This window comes from Streptomyces sp. NPDC007205, from assembly GCF_040634095.1.
Lineage (GTDB): Bacteria > Actinomycetota > Actinomycetes > Streptomycetales > Streptomycetaceae > Streptomyces.
The window spans coordinates 239885-257080 of record NZ_JBEYEW010000002.1; the positions used below are offsets into that span (position 1 = coordinate 239885).

At 70.6% G+C, this 17196-nt stretch carries 14 protein-coding genes; 2 read left to right on the forward strand and 12 right to left on the reverse strand.

Features of this window, described 5'->3' with window-relative positions; genetic code table 11:
- Positions 1-10: 10 nt before the first annotated feature.
- From ABZ624_RS04620 to ABZ624_RS04655, 8 genes are all read right to left on the reverse strand, one after another.
- Positions 11-667, reverse strand: coding sequence for a phosphatidylserine decarboxylase (locus ABZ624_RS04620; protein ID WP_360082562.1), 657 nt, complete (start codon positions 665-667; stop codon positions 11-13).
- 170 nt (positions 668-837) lie between these two features.
- Positions 838-2043 (reverse strand): acyl-CoA dehydrogenase family protein, encoded by a 1206-nt coding sequence (locus tag ABZ624_RS04625; protein ID WP_351244413.1) that lies wholly within the window; start codon positions 2041-2043, stop codon positions 838-840.
- Positions 2044-2046: 3 nt separating this feature from the next.
- Positions 2047-2574, reverse strand: a complete 528-nt coding sequence (locus ABZ624_RS04630; RefSeq protein ID WP_031168225.1) for a MaoC family dehydratase — start codon at positions 2572-2574, stop codon at positions 2047-2049.
- 15 nt (positions 2575-2589) lie between these two features.
- Positions 2590-3552: a CoA ester lyase gene (locus ABZ624_RS04635; protein WP_360082564.1), complete on the reverse strand. Its 963-nt coding sequence runs from the start codon at positions 3550-3552 to the stop codon at positions 2590-2592.
- A complete protein-coding gene (locus tag ABZ624_RS04640; RefSeq protein ID WP_360082566.1) occupies positions 3549-5576 on the reverse strand; it encodes a protein meaA in 2028 nt (675 codons plus the stop codon). Before ABZ624_RS04640 ends, ABZ624_RS04635 begins: the two co-directional genes overlap by 4 nt.
- Positions 5577-5585: 9 nt before the next feature.
- The gene (gene ccrA, locus ABZ624_RS04645; protein ID WP_360082568.1) at positions 5586-6929 is read right to left on the reverse strand and encodes a crotonyl-CoA carboxylase/reductase; all 1344 of its coding nucleotides are present in this window, start codon (positions 6927-6929) and stop codon (positions 5586-5588) included.
- A 377-nt stretch (positions 6930-7306) separates the two neighbouring features.
- Positions 7307-8125, reverse strand: a complete 819-nt coding sequence (locus tag ABZ624_RS04650; RefSeq protein ID WP_360082570.1) for a TetR family transcriptional regulator — start codon at positions 8123-8125, stop codon at positions 7307-7309.
- 154 nt (positions 8126-8279) lie between these two features.
- Complete coding sequence (locus ABZ624_RS04655; RefSeq protein WP_360082572.1) at positions 8280-10085, reverse strand: 3-hydroxyacyl-CoA dehydrogenase family protein; 1806 nt, start codon at positions 10083-10085, stop codon at positions 8280-8282.
- 395 nt (positions 10086-10480) lie between these two features.
- Here ABZ624_RS04655 and ABZ624_RS04660 point away from each other — a divergent pair, with 395 nt between their 5' ends.
- Positions 10481-11065, forward strand: a complete 585-nt coding sequence (locus ABZ624_RS04660; protein WP_360082574.1) for an adenylosuccinate lyase — start codon at positions 10481-10483, stop codon at positions 11063-11065.
- Positions 11066-11228: 163 nt separating this feature from the next.
- Here the strand turns inward: ABZ624_RS04660 and ABZ624_RS04665 are convergent, their stop codons facing one another.
- Entirely contained in the window at positions 11229-11630 is a 402-nt protein-coding gene (locus tag ABZ624_RS04665) for a RidA family protein (protein WP_360082576.1), read from the reverse strand.
- A gap of 62 nt (positions 11631-11692) precedes the next feature.
- Positions 11693-13300 (reverse strand): CocE/NonD family hydrolase, encoded by a 1608-nt coding sequence (locus tag ABZ624_RS04670; protein WP_360083195.1) that lies wholly within the window; start codon positions 13298-13300, stop codon positions 11693-11695.
- Positions 13301-13477: 177 nt separating this feature from the next.
- Here ABZ624_RS04670 and ABZ624_RS04675 point away from each other — a divergent pair, with 177 nt between their 5' ends.
- Positions 13478-14194 carry a TetR/AcrR family transcriptional regulator gene (locus tag ABZ624_RS04675; protein WP_360082578.1) on the forward strand — a complete coding sequence of 239 codons (717 nt, stop codon included), beginning with the start codon at positions 13478-13480 and terminating at the stop codon, positions 14192-14194.
- Between the two features lie 218 nt (positions 14195-14412).
- Here the strand turns inward: ABZ624_RS04675 and ABZ624_RS04680 are convergent, their stop codons facing one another.
- Together ABZ624_RS04680 and ABZ624_RS04685 are read right to left on the reverse strand one after the other, a co-directional pair.
- Positions 14413-15972 (reverse strand): alpha/beta hydrolase, encoded by a 1560-nt coding sequence (locus tag ABZ624_RS04680; protein ID WP_360082580.1) that lies wholly within the window; start codon positions 15970-15972, stop codon positions 14413-14415.
- 176 nt (positions 15973-16148) lie between these two features.
- On the reverse strand, positions 16149-17180 hold the full coding sequence (locus ABZ624_RS04685) for an Rv2578c family radical SAM protein (RefSeq protein ID WP_360082582.1): 1032 nt from the start codon (positions 17178-17180) through the stop codon (positions 16149-16151).
- Positions 17181-17196 lie beyond the last annotated feature (16 nt).

The following is a 17196-nucleotide window of genomic DNA, read 5'->3' on the forward strand; positions in this document are numbered from 1 at the left end:
GGTCTCCGGATCAATCACGGTCAATGCGAGTCACCCCAGCCACGGTCTTCTGTCCGACCTCGACCGCGACCTCCACGCCCTCGGGCAGGTAGAGGTCGACACGCGAGCCGAAGCGGATCAGACCGATACGGTCGCCCTGCTCGACCTTCGTGCCCTCCGGGATGTAGGGCACGATGCGGCGGGCCACCGCGCCGGCGATCTGGATCATCTCGATGTCGCCGAGTTCGGTGTCGAAATGCCAGACTACGCGCTCGTTGTTCTCGCTCTCCTTGTTGAAAGCCGGAACAAAGCCGCCGGGGATGTGCTCGACGGACGTCACCGTGCCCGACAGGGGCGCGCGGTTGACGTGGACGTTCAGCGGGCTCATGAAGATCGCGACGCGGGTACGCCCGTCCTTCCACGGCATGATGCTCTGCACCACACCGTCGGCGGGCGAGATGACCCGGCCCGGGGCGACCTCGCGCTCGGGGTCGCGGAAGAACCACAGCATGCCCGCCGCCAGCGCGGTGGCGGGCACGGCCACGGCCCGGGCCGCGCCGGAGCGTCGGGCGCGGGCCAGGCTGAGGGCTGCGGTGGCGACGGTCGGGAGAAGCCACGGCGATGCTCCGCGCGCGAGGCGTACGCCGGCCCGGCTGTCGCGAGGTGCAGAGTTTTGGCTGTGGGGCATGGATGACCTTCGTAGCGGATGATGCCGCGCAATGACGGGGGACGGCGGCTTTCCGGGGATCGTACCGGTCGTGGGCTGCAACTGGGCAAGCCGGGCAGTCGAGTCGGCGGCCGAAGACCGTCGACGGGGTGTGATCTTCTTCTCGAAGAAAACACCCCGTAACCGGACATTCAGCCCTGGAACCGATACTCTTCGAGCAGTCGGCGGCCGATGATCATTTTCTGGATCTCGGCGGTACCTTCACCGATGAGCAGCATCGGGGCCTCGCGGTAGAGGCGCTCGATCTCGTACTCCTTGGAGAAGCCGTAGCCGCCGTGGATCCGGAAGGCGTCCTCCACGACCTCCTTGCAGTACTCGGAGGCGAGGTATTTCGCCATTCCGGCCTCGAGATCGTTTCGCTCGCCGGAGTCCTTTTTGCGCGCCGCGTTGACCATCATCGCATGCGCGGCCTCGACCTTGGTCGCCATCTCCGCCAGCTTGAACTGGATGGCCTGGTGCTGGGCGATCGGCTTGCCGAAGGTGTGCCGCTGCTGGGCGTACTGCACCCCCAGCTCGAAGGCGCGCTGGGCGACGCCGCAGCCACGCGCCGCCACGTTGACCCGGCCGACCTCGACACCGTCCATCATTTGGTAAAAACCTCGGCCGGTGACGCCGCCGAGCACCCGATCGGCCGGTACCCGCAGGCCGTCCATGATCAGCTCGGTGGTGTCGACGCCCTTGTAGCCCATCTTCTCGATCTTGCCGGGGATGGTCAGGCCCGGGCGGACCTCGCCGAAGCCCGGCTCCTTCTCGATCAGGAAGGTCGTCATGGACTTGTGGGGCGCGGTGCCCTCGGCGTGTCCTTCGTCACTCCGGACGAGAACGGCCACGAGCGAGGACGTGCCGCCGTTCGTCAGCCACATCTTCTGGCCGTTCAGAACGTACTCGTCGCCGTCCTTGACCGCCTTCGAGGTGATCGCCGACACGTCGGAGCCCAGGCCCGGCTCCGACATCGAGAAGGCTCCGCGGATGTCGCCGGCCGCCATGCGCGGCAGGAAGTGGTCCTTCTGCTCCTGCGTGCCGTGCTGCTTGAGCATGTACGCGACGATGAAGTGGGTGTTGATGATGCCGGACACCGACATCCAGCCCCGGGCGATCTCCTCCACGCACAGCGCGTAGGTGAGAAGCGACTCGCCCAGGCCCCCGTACTCCTCGGGGATCATCAGGCCGAAGAGGCCGAGTTCCTTCAGGCCGTCGACGATCTGCTGCGGGTACTCGTCACGGTGCTCCAGCCCGGTCGCGACCGGAATGATCTCTTTGTCGACAAAGTCACGGACCGTCGAGAGGATCTCCTGCTGGACGTCGGTCAGACCGGCGGTCTGGGCGAGACGGGCCATGGCTTACTTCTCCGACTTCTTCTCCGCGGGTGCGGTCAGCTCCGGGCGGCCGGGCTGCTCGCCGCCGCGCTCCTTGATGTACGTCTCGGTGGGCACCATGACCTTGCGGCGGAAGACGCACACCAGGGTGCCGTCCTGCTTGTAGCCCTTGGTCTCGACGTAGACGATGCCGCGGTCGTTCTTGGACTTCGACGGCCACTTGTCGAGCACGGTCGTCTCGCCGTAGATCGTGTCGCCGTGGAAGGTCGGCGCCACGTGCTTGAGCGACTCGATCTCCAGGTTGGCGATCGCCTTGCCGGAGATGTCCGGCACGGACATGCCGAGCAGGAGGGAGTAGATGTAGTTCCCGACGACGACGTTCTTGCCGAAGTCCGTCGTCTTCTCCGCATAGTTGGTGTCCATGTGGAGCGGGTGGTGGTTCATGGTGAGGAGACAGAACAGGTGGTCGTCGTACTCCGTGACCGTCTTGCCCGGCCAGTGCTTGTACGTCGCCCCGACCTCGAACTCCTCGTAGGTACGTCCGAACTGCATCGCGCTCAGGGCTCCTTAGCTGGCGGGAATCTCGAACTTCGACGTGCGCTGCATGCCGGCGGCCCGGCCCTTGCCCGAGACGACCAGGGCCATCTTGCGGCTGGCCTCGTCGATCATCTCGTCGCCGAGCATCGCGGAGCCCTTCTTGCCGCCCGCCTCGGACGTGTAGTAGTCGTACGCGTCCAGGATCAGCTCGGCGTGGTCGTAGTCCTCCTGGGACGGCGAGAAGATCTCGTTGGACGCCTCGACCTGGCCCGGGTGCAGCACCCACTTGCCGTCGAAGCCGAGCGCGGCGGCGCGCCGGGCGACCTCGCGGTAGCCTTCGACGTTGCGGATCTGCAGGTAGGGGCCGTCGATCGCCTGGAGGTTGTTGGCGCGGGCGGCCATCAGGATCTTCATCAGGATGTAGTGGTAGGCGTCCGCCGGGTAGCCGGGCGGCTGCTCGCCCACGACCAGGGACTTCATGTTGATGGAGGCCATGAAGTCGGCCGGGCCGAAGATGATCGTCTCGACGCGCGGGGAGGCCTGCGCGATCGCGTTGACGTTGTTGAGGCCCTGGGCGTTCTCGATCTGCGCCTCGATGCCGATCTTCCCGACCTCGAAGCCCATGGTCTTCTCGATCTGGGTCAGCAGCAGGTCCAGCGCGACGACCTGCTCGGCGTTCTGCACCTTCGGCAGCATGATGCAGTCGAGGTTCTGGCCCGCGCCCTCGACGACCGTGACGACGTCGCGGTACGTCCACTCGGTCGTCCAGTCGTTGACGCGCACGACCCGGGTCTTGCCCGTCCAGTCGCCCTCGTTGAGGAACTTGACGATGGTGTGCCGCGCCTCCGGCTTGGCGAGCGGCGCGCACGCGTCCTCCAGGTCCAGGAAGACCTGGTCCGCCGGCAGGCCCTGCGCCTTCTCCAGGAAGCGCGGGTTGCTGCCCGGCACGGCCAGGCAGGAGCGCCGCGGGCGAAGGCGGTTGACGGTCGTCATGCGGGGACCTCCAGAGGGTCGAGCTGGTTCGCTTTCCGGATCTCGTCGACGATGCGGCCGATGATTCCGGTGATGTCGAAGTCCTTCGGGGTGAAGACGGCGGCCACTCCGGCGGCCCTGAGCTGGTCGGCGTCACCATTCGGGATGATGCCACCAGCGATCACGGGTATATCTGTGGCACCGGCCACACGCAGCCGCTGGAGCACGTCCGGCACCAGCTGGGCGTGCGAGCCGGACAGGATCGACAGGCCCACCGCGTGCACGTCCTCGGCGAGGGCCGCGTCCACGATCTGCTCCGGGGTGAGCCGGATGCCCTGGTAGACCACCTCGAAGCCGGCGTCACGGGCCCGTACGGCGATCTGCTCGGCGCCGTTGGAGTGCCCGTCCAGGCCCGGCTTGCCGACCAGGAAGCGCAGCTTGCCGACGCCCAGGTCGCGGGCGGTGGCGTCCACCTTGGCGCGGACCTCGGCGAGCGCGGAGCCCGGCTCGGCGGCGACCGCCACCGGCGCGGAGGACACCCCCGTGGGCGCCCGGAACTCGCCGAACACCTCGCGCAGGGCGCCGGCCCACTCGCCGGTCGTGACCCCGGCGCGGGCGCACTCCAGCGTGGCCTCCATCAGGTTGTCGGTGCCCTTGGCGGCCTCCTTCAGCCGCTCCAGCGCCTTGCAGGGGCGCGGGTGGTTGAAGGGCGGCTGGTAGCGGGTGTCGCGCCAGTGCTCCAGCCCGGCGATGACCCGGGCCTCGACCGCCGGATCGACCGTCATGATGGCGGTGTCCAGGTCGGCCGTCAGAGGGTTCGGCTCGGTGCCCTCGAAGGCGTTGACACCGATGATCTTCTCCTCGCCGGACTCGATCCGCGCCCGGCGCTCCGCGTGCGAGGAGACCAGCTGGGACTTCAGGTAGCCGGACTCCACGGCGGCCATCGCGCCGCCCATCTCCTGGATGCGGTCGATCTCCGCGAGGGAGTCCGCGACCAGCTGGTCCACCTTCGTCTCGATCACCTTCGAGCCCTCGAAGATGTCCTCGTACTCCAGCAGATCGCTCTCGTAGGCGAGGACCTGCTGGATGCGCAGCGACCACTGCTGGTCCCAGGGCCGGGGCAGGCCCAGGGCCTCGTTCCATGCGGGCAGCTGCACGGCACGCGCGCGTGCGTCCTTGGAGAGGGTGACCGCCAGCATCTCCAGCACGATCCGCTGGACGTTGTTCTCCGGCTGCGCCTCGGTCAGGCCGAGCGAGTTGACCTGGACGCCGTAGCGGAAGCGGCGCTGCTTGGGGTTCTCGATGCCGTACCGCTCACGCGTGACCTTGTCCCAGATGCGGCCGAACGCCCGCATCTTGCACATCTCCTCGATGAAGCGGACGCCCGCGTTCACGAAGAAGGAGATGCGGGCGACCACGTCGCCCATGCGTTCCTGCGGCACCTGGCCGGAGTCGCGCACGGCGTCGAGGACGGCGATCGCGGTGGACATCGCGTACGCGATCTCCTGCACCGGCGTGGCCCCGGCCTCCTGCAGGTGGTAGCTGCAGATGTTGATCGGGTTCCACTTCGGGATGTGGGAGACCGTGTACGCGATCATGTCCGTCGTCAGGCGGAGCGACGGCCCCGGCGGGAAGACATGCGTCCCGCGGGACAGGTACTCCTTGACGATGTCGTTCTGGGTCGTGCCCTGGAGCTTGGTGATGTCCGCGCCCTGCTCCTCGGCGACGACCTGGTAGAGCGCCAGCAGCCACATGGCGGTGGCGTTGATCGTCATCGAGGTGTTCATCTGCTCCAGGGGGATGTCCTGGAACAGCCGGCGCATGTCACCGAGGTGCGCGACGGGCACGCCCACCCGGCCGACCTCGCCGCGGGCGAGGATGTGGTCGGGGTCGTAGCCGGTCTGCGTCGGCAGGTCGAACGCCACCGACAGACCGGTCTGGCCCTTGGCGAGGTTGCGCCGGTACAGCTCGTTGGACGCCTCCGCCGTCGAGTGGCCGGCGTACGTCCGCATGAGCCACGGACGGTCCTTCTGACGCTCTGTCATCTATGGCTCTCAGACGTTCCGGAAGCGGTTGATGGCGTCGATGTGCTTGGCCCGCATCTCCTCGTCGCGCACACCGAGGCCTTCCTCGGGCGCGAGGCACAGGACGCCGACCTTGCCCTGGTGCAGGTTGCGGTGGACGTCGTAGGCCGCCTGGCCGGTGTCCTCGAGCGAGTAGACCTTCGACAGGGTGGGGTGGATCTTGCCCTTGGCGATGAGGCGGTTGGCCTCCCAGGCCTCGCGGTAGTTGGCGAAGTGCGAGCCGATGATCCGCTTCAGGGACATCCACAGGTAGCGGTTGTCGTACTCGTGCATGTAGCCCGAGGTCGAGGCGCAGGTGGTGATGGTGCCGCCCTTGCGGGTGACGAACACGGAGGCGCCGAAGGTCTCGCGGCCGGGGTGCTCGAAGACGATGTCGATGTCCTCGCCGCCGGTGAGCTCGCGGATGCGCTTGCCGAAGCGCTTCCACTCCTTCGGGTCCTGGGTGTTCTCGTCCTTCCAGAACTTGTAGCCCTCGGCGTTGCGGTCGATGATCGACTCGGCGCCCATCGAGCGGCAGATGTCGGCCTTCTGGTCGCTGGAGACGACACAGATCGGGTTGGCGCCGCCGGCCAGCGCGAACTGCGTGGCGTAGGAGCCGAGTCCGCCGCTCGCGCCCCAGATGAGGACGTTGTCGCCCTGCTTCATGCCGGCGCCGTTGCGGGACACCAGCTGGCGGTAGGCGGTGGAGTTCACCAGGCCCGGGGCGGCGGCCTCCTCCCAGCTCAGGTGGTCCGGCTTCGGCATCAGCTGGTTGGACTTGACGAGCGCGATCTCGGCGAGGCCGCCGAAGTTGGTCTCGAAGCCCCAGATGCGCTGCTCGGGGTCGAGCATCGTGTCGTTGTGGCCGTCGGAGGACTCCAGCTCGACGGAGAGGCAGTGGGCCACGACCTCGTCACCGGGCTTCCAGGCGTTGACACCCGGGCCGGTGCGCAGGACGACGCCCGCGAGATCGGAGCCGATGATGTGGTACGGCAGGTCGTGGCGCTTGGCCAGCTCGTTGGTGCGGCCGTAGCGCTCCAGGAACCCGAACGTGGACAGCGGCTCGAAGATCGAGGTCCACACCGAGTTGTAGTTGACCGAGGAGGCCATGACGGCCACCAGGGCCTCGCCCGGGCCGAGTTCGGGCACGGGCACCTCGTCGAGGTGGATCGACTTGCGCGGGTCCTTGTCGCGGCTCTCAAGGCCCGCGAACATCTCCGTCTCGTCCTTGTGCACGGTGATCGCGCGGTACGAGTCGGGGAGCGGCAGGGCGGCGAAGTCGGCGGACGTGGCGTCCTTCGACTGGATCGCGTCCAGGATGTCCTTCACGGTCACGGTGTTGCCTCCGGCGGTGAGCGCCCTGAGGGAGGGGCGCTGGGGGATCGTCGGTGCTGCTGAGGGTTTTGGGTGTGCCGTCGGTTCGGCTCGGTGGTGCTTCGGCAGCGCTTTGTGGCGCGGGAGGTTGCCTGTGACGCAGGCGTTCGGGCGCGCAGGCGGTGGGCCTGCCGGGACAGCCCGGACACCTTCAACGTATGACACCGCGTGTCAGGTGACAAGGCACTGAGTGCCAGAACTTGCCCTCAGATGAAATCTTTACGTAACAAATGAGCGATGATCGATCGAACGGGGTCTGGAATCTGCGCGAAAACGGGCCCTGACATGGCAAAACGGCCACCCGGTCGGGTGGCCGTCGTCACAGCGGGGGAGCGGGCTCAGCGCTCCTTCAGCGCCGCCTCGATGGTCCGCATGACCTCGTCCAGCGGGGCGTCGGTGCGGGCGACCGTGACGAGGACCTCGCCGTGCGCGGACACCGTCGCGGGGGCCGTGGCCGCCGGCCGCTGGGCCGTGCCGCGGCCGGCGCCGATGCCCGTGCCGAACGTCTTGCGCACGATCGCGAAGGCGTGGTCCAGCTGCGCCTCCACGTCCCCCTGGCCGCCCGCCCTCAGCCAGCGCCTGAGGACGTGGTTGTGGGCGGTGACGACCGCGGAGGCGGCCACCTCGGCCAGCAGCGGGTCGTCGTTGGCGTCGTCGGCGTGCGCGTGCTCGTCGAAGTGGCCGAGGAGATAGCGGGTGAAGAGGCGCTCGTAGCGGGCGACCGAGGCGATCTCGGCCTCGCGCAGGGTGGGCACCTCGCGGGTGAGCTTGTAGCGGGCGACCGAGATCTCCGGCCGGGCCGCGTACATCTTCATGACTTCCTTGATGCCGCGGCACACGGTGTCGAGCGGATGCTCGTGCGCCGGGGCGGCGTTGAGGACCGCCTCGGCGCGGATCAGCGTGTCGTCGTGGTCCGGGAAGATCGCCTCTTCCTTGGAGCGGAAGTGGCGGAAGAAGGTGCGGCGGGCGACCCCGGCGGCAGCCGCGATCTCGTCGACGGTGGTCGCCTCGTACCCCTTGGTCGCGAACAGCTCCATGGCTGCGGCCGCCAGTTCTCGGCGCATCTTGAGCCGCTGGGCGGCGGCGCGACTGCCTGCGGCACTTTCCGGCGCGTCGGGCGTAGCTGGTGTACGGGAGGACTTGGCGGGCTGGGACATGACCCGAACGTACTGCATGTGCGCAGTTCGGTGCGCGGGTGAGGGGTTTCTCCCGCCCCGGGAGCCGTCCCCGCCCCAGGAGGGCGGGGGCAGGTCCGCGGGGCCCAGCAGTCCGCCCCAGTCCGTCTCCGCGGGGGACCAGTCGCCGCCGCCGTCAGCGGCGGGCATACTCGCGGAAGCCGCGGCCGGTCTTGCGGCCGAGGCAGCCCGCGGCCACCAGGTGCTCCAGCAGCGGGGCCGGGGCGAGGCCGGGGTCGCGGAACTCGCGGTGCAGGACCTTCTCGATGGCCAGCGAGACGTCCAGACCGACCACGTCCAGCAGCTCGAAGGGGCCCATCGGGTAGCCGCCGCCGAGCTTCATCGCCGCGTCGATGTCGTCCAGGGACGCGTAGTGCTCCTGGACCATCTTGATCGCGTTGTTGAGGTACGGGAACAGCAGCGCGTTCACGATGAAGCCGGCCCGGTCGCCGCAGTCCACCGCATGCTTCCTGATCTTCGCGCAGACCTCGCGGACGGTCGCGTGGACGTCGTCGGCCGTCAGCACGGTCCGCACGACCTCGACCAGCTTCATCGCCGGCGCCGGGTTGAAGAAGTGCATGCCGATCACGTCCTGCGGGCGCGAGGTGGCGCGGGCGCAGGCGACGACGGGCAGCGAGGAGGTGGTGGTGGCGAGGACCGCGCCGGGCTTGCAGATCTTGTCCAGCGTGGCGAACAGCTGCCGCTTGATCTCCAGGTCCTCGGCGATCGCCTCGACGGCCAGGTCGACCTCGGCGAAGGCGTCGTACGAGCCCGCCGGCACGATCCGGTCCAGGATCTGCGCGGCGGCCTCGGCGGTCAGCCGGCCCTTGTCGACGGAGCGCGAGAGCGACTTGCCGATCCGGGCCTTGGCGGCCTGGGCCTTCTCCGCGCTGCGGGCGGCCAGGACGACGTCGTAGCCCCCCTTGGCGAAGACCTCGGCGATGCCGGACGCCATGGTGCCGGAGCCGGCGACACCGACGGAGCGGACTTCGCGCCCCTGAGCCGTCGCACCGTCCGCCGCCGGGGTCAGCGCGTCCGGCACGACCGTGGCGCTGCCCGGCGCCGCGTAGGTGTAGAAGCCCCGCCCGGACTTGCGGCCGGTCAGGCCCGCCTCGCTGAGCTGCTTCAGGATCGGCGCCGGGGCGTGCAGCCGGTCGCGGGACTCGGCGTACATGGCCTCCAGCACCGTACGCGCGGTGTCGACGCCGATCAGGTCCAGCAGTGCCAGCGGGCCCATCGGCAGGCCGCAGCCGAGCCGCATCGCCGCGTCGATGTCCTCGCGGGAGGCGTACCGGGCCTCGTACATCGCGGCAGCCTGGTTGAGGTAGCCGAAGAGCAGGCCGTCCGCGACGAAACCGGGGCGGTCGCCGACCGCGACCGGCTCCTTGCCCAGCTCGATCGCGAGGTCCGTGACCGCGGCGACGGCCTGCGGCGCGGTCAGCACCGAGGAGACCACCTCGACCAGCTTCATCGCCGGGGCCGGGTTGAAGAAGTGCAGGCCGAGCACCCGCTCGGGGCGGGCCGAGTCGGCCGCGAGCCGGGTGACGGAAAGGGCGTTGGTGCCGGTCGCGAGGATCGTCCCGGGGCGGACGATGCCGTCCAGCTCACGGAAGATCTGCTGCTTGATCTCGTACGACTCCGGGGCCACCTCGATGACGAGGTCGGCGTCGGCCGCAGCGGCGAGGTCGGTGCTGGTCCGGACCCGGGCGAGGGCTTCGGCGCGCTCCTGGCCGGTGAGCCGGCCGCGCTCGACACAGCGGGCGGTGGAGGCCTCCAGGGCGGCGAGCGACGCAGCGGCCTGGGCCTCGCTGATGTCGATGCCGATCACCTCGCGTCCCGCCTTCGCGAGGACCTCGGTGATGCCGGTGCCCATGGTGCCGAGGCCGACGACGGCGATCGTCTTGAGCGGGGACAGAGCTGGGCCGGAAAGGGGAGTGGCCATCGCGGGACTCCAGGAATGAGGGTGACGACGAGGAACGCGCCGGGTGCGCCGAGGGGCGCACCGCGGAGCGGAAAGGAGTGCGGGTGTTGCCGGGCTGCTGAGCGCACACGCCCGGTGCTGCCGGTGCCACGGGCGATGCACACGCCCGCGAACGGCAATCGGCAGGGAATCCGACCGGCCCTGTCCCGGAGCCGGGTCGTACTGCGGTACACGTCGTACCGAACCGACCAATGCTCACGACGGCCGCGTCACCAAACCGTCGTCAGCGGAAGTGCGAGTGGGTAACTCGCTCGTCTGAGCTTAACCGGCGAGTAACGAGCGCGCCAGCCCTCGGTTCGCACCGGACTTTGTGATGTAGCTCCCTCCGGCCTCGCCACCCGCCTACGCTGGCCTTCGTGGACGAAGAGTTGCGATCACTCACGGAGCGCTTACGGCAGGAGTCGGGTGGCTCGGCGGCGTACGACCGGCTGCTCGCGACCGAGGACCACGACGAACTCGCGGAGGTGCTCACCGCGCCCGGACAGCCGCTGTGGGCCAGGGAGCTGGCCGCGTTCCGGCTCGGCCTCGCGGGCGACCGGCGCGCCTTCGAGTCCCTGGTGCTCCTCCTCAACCACCGTGACCCGCCGCGCTGCGCCGGTGCCGCCCACGCCCTCGCCTGCCTGGGCGACCCCCGCACGGCCCGCGCGGCGGCGGCCCTCGCGACGAACGAACTCCGCGTGGCCTATGCCCTGCAGCCGGTCCGCCTGCTGACCGGCCTGCGCGCCCCCGAGTCCGTGCCCGCCCTGATCACCACCCTGGAACGCCGCCTGCGCCCGCACGACCCCTACCGCCGGGTCGCCCTCGCCTGCGTGGAGGGCCTCGGCACACTGGGCGACCCCCGCGCCCGCCGGGTCCTGACCGAGGCCCTGGCCCACCCGGCCCTGGCCGAGGCGGCGGTGTACGCGCTGGCAAGGATCCCGCCGGAGGAGGAGACGAGGTGACCGCCCTTCGGGCCGCAAGGCGTGCCGGACGGGCAAGCCGGCCCGGAAGGCGTGCGGTTCCCGGCTGAGCCGAGCACCGGCGCCGCACGCTCCGGAGCCCGGGAAGGCGGCGGCCGGATCCTGGCGGACTACCACCTCAGGGTGAGGCCCCTCCCTCCAAGGGTCATGAGTCACCCACCACCGCAAGCGCCTCGATCTCCATCAGGAACTCCGGCGCCACCAGCGCGGCCACCTGCACCGCGGAGGACGCCGGGAGGCGGTCGTCGGGTATGTGGGCGGCGCGGGCCGCGCGGATCGCGGGGAGGTGGGCCGTGTCGGTGACGAAGTACGTCAGCTTGACGACGTGTGGGAAGCCGGCGCCGGCCGCGGCCAGGCAGCGCTTCAGGTTCTCGAACACCTGGCGGGCCTGGGCCACGGGGTCGCCCTCGCCGACCAGCTTGCCCTGCTCGTCCAGGGCGAGTTGGCCGGAGACGGCGACGAAGCGGCCGCTCGCCGAGACGACATGGCTGTACTGGGCCGCGGGGGCGACGCCGTCCGGGGCGGCGATCCGGGTCGGTTCACTCATGGCCCCATGATGGACCGGCCCACTGACAACGCCTCGAAGGGCAGCGCCCCGAGGGCTTGGGATCACATGGGCCCGGAGTCGCGGGGAAGCAGCAACGCCGAGTCCGTGTGCAGCGTGATGCGCACCGGTGTGAACGCGGTGGCGTCCGCCGGCGGCTCCCCGGTGCCCGTACTGCGGGCGTACCGCGGATGGGCGCCTCCGCTGATCTGCCAGCGTATGCGGTGACCGGCGGCGAAGCGATGGGCGGTGGCACTCATCGGCACGGTGACCTGCGAGGGCGCGGCATCCGTCGTCCGAAGCCGGCCCAGTCCGTCACAGACGTTGACGGAGCGGCCCTGTGCGTCCACGTCGCACAGGCGGGTGAAGACGTCGGCATGCCCGGTGTCCGTGGAGATGCTCAGCCGTGCGGAGACCGGGCCCAGGATGTCCACGGGCTCGGTCAGCACGGGGCCGGTGAACGTCAGGACGTCGTCCCGGGCCTCCAGACGGCCGTTGTCCCTGGGGCCGGCGGTGCGGGAGAGCAGCGGGCCGCCGAGGGAGGGGGTGGGGTCGGCCGGGTCGTAGCGGAACGACGCCAGTGGTGCGCGGTCCGTGGGGGCCTGCTGGGTGAGATGCCCGCCCGGGGTGGGGTACCACGGGGTGGCGGCGCGGGCCGGCGGCCAGTCGTCGAGGTCCCGCCAGGCGTTCTCGCCGCCGAGGTGCACGCGCACCGCGGTGGGACGCAGACCGGAGGGGTCGCCGTACAGGTGGGCGCGCAGCCAGGCGAGGCTTTCGGTGAACACCTCGGGCCATCCCCGCTGCAGGGCGGAGGTGTGGGTCCAGGGGCCGACCAGCAGGGCGGTCTCGCATCCGGCGTGACGCAGCCGGTCGTACTGCCCGAAGGTCTGGTCGGCCAGCGCGTCGTGCCAGCCGGTGATCAGAGCCGTGGGGACGCGGAGCCGCTCCGCCGGCTCCGCCAGCGACGCCCCGCGCCAGTAGGCGTCCTCGGCGTCCGGGTGTGTCATCACGCCGTCCAGCCAGGGCACTTCGCCGCCGAGGGCGGACACGTACGCCCCCCGAAGGGGCTGCGCGGTGGTGACGGCGCGCAGGCGGCGCTGCAGGCGCAGTGTCGCCCTCACGAACGGTGCCATGCCCTGGTGCTGATAGGTCATGCCCACGCCGACGGCGAGGGCGTTCTCCAGGCGCAGCGCACCGTCCGTGTGGAACAGGGCATGGGGATCGTGCAGGCCCACCTGCACCACCATGGCCTTCAGTTCCGGCGGCGGCTCCAGGGCGAGGGCCCACTGCGTGTAGCCCAGATAGCTGGGGCCGACGGTCCCCAGGGTTCCGCCGAACCACGGTTGCCCGCGCAGCCAGGACACCGTGGCCCGGCCGTCGACGGCCTCGTTGCGCCACAGGTCGAACGCGCCGCCCGAACCTCCGGTGCCGCGGCAGCTCTGCAGGACGACGTGAAAGCCCTGTTCGGCGAAGAGTATGCCGTACATGGCAGACCACGGCAGGCCTCGGCCATAGGGCGAGCGCACCAGGAGGGTGGGGAAGTCGCCCTCCGCGCGCGGGAAGTAGTGGTCCGTGATCAACGGGCTGCCGTCGGCGGCCGGCACCACCAGCCCCGGCTCCCATCCGGCCTCGTGGCGTTTCGCCGGCAGACCTCGCCAGGTGGCCCTCAGCATCCGTGCGGACAGCGGTGGCTTTCCGGCGGGCTGCACCCAGACCGGTCCGGCCACGACGTCGGGCGTGCGTGATGGCATGGTTCCCCTCCTTAATTCCGTACGATGTACGAGAATAGAGGATGCTTGGATGGCCTTCGCAAGAGCCGCCTCGGTGACCAGGGGAAGGAACGCGAGTCCGTGCCGCACGACAGGGGGTCCGGCGCCGTGGGTGTCGACCCGGAACAGCTCTGGCTGCGTCCTGCCGAGCCCCGCAGGGGACGCAGGCCCTCCTTCAGCCGGGAGGCGATCGTCGAGGCGGCGGTCACCCTGGCGGACAGCGAAGGGCTCGAAGCGGTCACCATGCGGCGGGTGGCCGCAGAGGTCAGAGCCGGAGTGATGTCGCTCTACAGCTACGCCCCCGACAAGGAGACACTGCTGGAACTGATGGTCGACCACATCAGCGGTGAACTGATGGTCACGGAAGCGCCCAGCGGTGACTGGCGTGCCGATCTGAAGACCATCGCCCATCTGCAGCGCGCCCACATGCTGCGCCACCCCTGGCTGCCCGCCGCCCTGTTCACCCGTCGCGTTCCGGGCCCGAACACGCTGGCCTTCCTGGAGCACGCGCTCGCCGTCCTGCGGCCCACCGGACTGGACGGCGCGGCGAAGCTGGAGGTCTTCGCCCAGCTCACCGCATTCGTGGCCGGACACGTCGCCCACGAGGTCGCGCAGACCGCGGTCTCCCGGTCCCCGGACCGGGCCGCGGCCGAGGCCCGCTACCTCGCCGCTGTCGCCGCCGACGGCTGCCACCCGGAACTCGCCGAGGCCCTTGCCGCCCCCGGCCGCCCCCTCACCCCCGAAGCCACCTTCACCCGGTTCCTGGGCCGCCTGATCGACGGCCTCGACACCCGCTGACGGCAGCGCCGGTGACCGTGTCCCGCGCGGCCCCCGGCGGGCCCAGGCCCTGTCGTCACATTCCCGCCTGCCCGGCGACGCCTGGCACGAGCGCTCGCCGCGTTGCCGAACCGCCCACGTGGCTCCGCCAGGAGGGCGCTCCGGCGCCTTGCGGTCGCACGCACCAGACGCCGCCGGGCCCGCCCGGCGGGCGGACGACGGGAATGTGACGACAGGGCCTAGCGGAAGCCCAGCAACCGGTGCAACGCCAGCCCCCGCGCCACCGCCGGCACCGCCCTCGGCGCCACCGGCTTCGGGTCGGGGGACTTCGCGCAGACCGCGTCGGCGACCCCCGTGCCCCGCGGTACCCGGCCGTCCGTCAGATACGCGGCCAGATACCTGTCCAGGCAGTCGTTGCCGCTCAGCGTGATGCCGTGGTTGCCGCCGCCCTCCTCGACCACCAGGCTGGAGCCGGCGAGCAGACGGTGCACCGTGACACCGCCGGAGTACGGCGTGGCCGCGTCGTCGGTCGCCTGGAAGAGCAGGACCGGCGGCAGCTTGGCGTTGGCGATGTCCACCGGCTTGCGCCGCGCGGTCGGCCAGAACGCGCACGGCGCGTTGTACCAGACGTTGTTCCAGGCCATGAAGGGCGCCTTGGCGTACACCGCCCAGGTGTCCGTGCGCCACTGCTGCCAGCTGCCGGGCCAGGACGTGTCACGGCACTGCACCGCCGAGTAGACGCTGTAGCCGTTGTCGCCGGAGCCGTCCACAGCGCCGAGGTTCTCGTACGCCTCCAGCAGTGGCCCGGTGTTCCTGTCGCGCGCATAGGCCGCGAACGCCTCCGCGAGGTCGGGCCAGTAGCCGGTGTAGTAGCCGCCGGGGACGAAGGTGTCCTCCAGCTCCGAGGCGCCCACCTTGCCGCCGGCCGGCTTCTTCGCCAGGGCCGCCCGCATCGCGTACCACTCGGCCTCGACCTTCTGGGGGTCCCTGCCGAGGTGGTACGTCGCGTCGTACCGGGCGATCCAGGCCATCAGCGCGCGGTGGCGGTCGTCGAAGGCGAGGTCCTGGCCGAGGTTGTCCTCGTACCAGACGCCGGTCGGGTCGACGATCGAGTCCAGCACCAGACGGCGGACCCGCTCCGGGTACAGCTTCGCGTACACCGCGCCGAGGTAGGTGCCGTAGGAGTAGCCGAAGTAGCTGATCTTCGGCGCGCCGACGGCCGCACGGATCAGGTCCATGTCGCGCACGGTGCTGACCGTGTCGATGTACGGCAGCACATCGGCGTACTTGCGGCCGCAGGCGGCGGCGAAGGACCGCGCGCGGTCGAGGTTCGTCCGCTCCAGCGCGGCCGTGGCGGGCACGGTGTCCGGGCGCACCGGCTTGAAGTGTCCGGGCACGCAGTCCAGGTCCGGGCTGCTCGCGCCGACGCCGCGCGGGTCGAAGCCGATGACGTCGTACTGCGCCGCGACGCTCCTGGGCAGTGCCCCGGCCACGAGTCCGGCGAGCTCCAGTCCGCTGCCGCCGGGCCCGCCGGGGTTGACCAGCAGCGGGCCCTGGGAGGTCTGCGCGGTGTGCGGGACGCGGGAGAGGGCGAGCGTGATCTGCCGGCCCGACGGGTTGGCGTGGTCCAGCGGCACCTTGAGCCGGGCGCACTGCAGCGTCGGATAGTCGTCGGTGCCGCACTCGGTCCAGGCGAGCCGCGCCGCGGGGGCGGCCGGGGCGGCCTGCGCGGGCGGGGTGGTGACCGAGCCCGCCAGCACGGCGGCGGCTGCGCACAGCACGGCTGCGCGTGTTCTCATGCGTCCTCCCGGGACGGAGGTTTCTGCGGACCGCGAGGGTCACCTCTCTCGCCGCATCGTCCCGGAATCGGCGCCCTGAAGAACGCCTTATAGACATAGTTGACCCTTTTGGGTTGCCCGAAGCCCTCGAACGCCCTCACCCGGGGCCGGGCGGGTCTCTCCCCCGGGCGAGGCCCTCACAGGAGCGTCAGCTGCGTCGGCTCGGGCACTCCGGCGGGCTGCGCCGGGCGGATCCGGCGGGCCGGGCCCGCGTGCGTGGGCCCGATGCCGTACTCCTGCGCCAGCTCGTGCACCTGACGGGTGATCCGGCGCTGGTACCACCTGGGGGCGTAGGCGCCCTCCGCGTACAGCCGCTCGTAGCGCCGCACCAGGTGCGGGTGGTGCCGGCCGAGCCAGGCCATGAACCACTCCCGCGCACCGGGGCGCAGATGCAGCGTGAGCGGGGTCACCGAGGTGGCCCCGGCCTCCGCCACCGCCCGTACCGTGGCGCGCAGTTGCGCCGGATGGTCGCTCAGGAACGGGATCACCGGCGCCATCAGCACCCCGCAGCCGATGCCGTGCTCGCCCAGGGTGCGTACGACGTCCAGCCGGCGCTCGGGCGCCGGTGTGCCCGGCTCCACCGTGCGCCACAGCTCGGTGTCGAGGAAGCCGACGGAGACCGAGATGCCCACGTCCGTCACCTCGGCCGCCCGGACCAGCAGGTCCAGGTCGCGCAGGATCAGGGTGCCCTTGGTGAGGATCGAGAACGGGTTGGCGTGCTCGGTGAGGGCGCCGATGATGCCCGGCATCAGCCGGTAGCGGCCCTCCGCGCGCTGGTAGCAGTCGACGTTCGTGCCCATCGCCACGTGATCGCCCTGCCAGCGCCGGGAAGCCAGCTGGCGGCGCAGCACCTCGGGCGCGTTCACCTTGACGACGATCTGGGTGTCGAAGCCGATGCCGGTGTCGAGGTCCAGATAGCTGTGTGTCTTCCTGGCGAAACAGTAGACGCACGCGTGCGTGCAACCGCGGTAGGGGTTGACCGTCCACTCGAACGGCATGCGCGAGGCACCCGGCACCCGGTTCAGCACCGAGCGTGCCCGGACCTCGTGGAAGGTGATCCCGCGGAACTCGGGCGTGTCGAAGGTGCGGGTGGTGACGGCGTCCGCGCCGAACAGCGCGGTCCCCGCCCGGCCGTGTCCGCTCTCACCTGTGAGGTTCTCCCAGCGCATGACGCCCTCCTCGCTA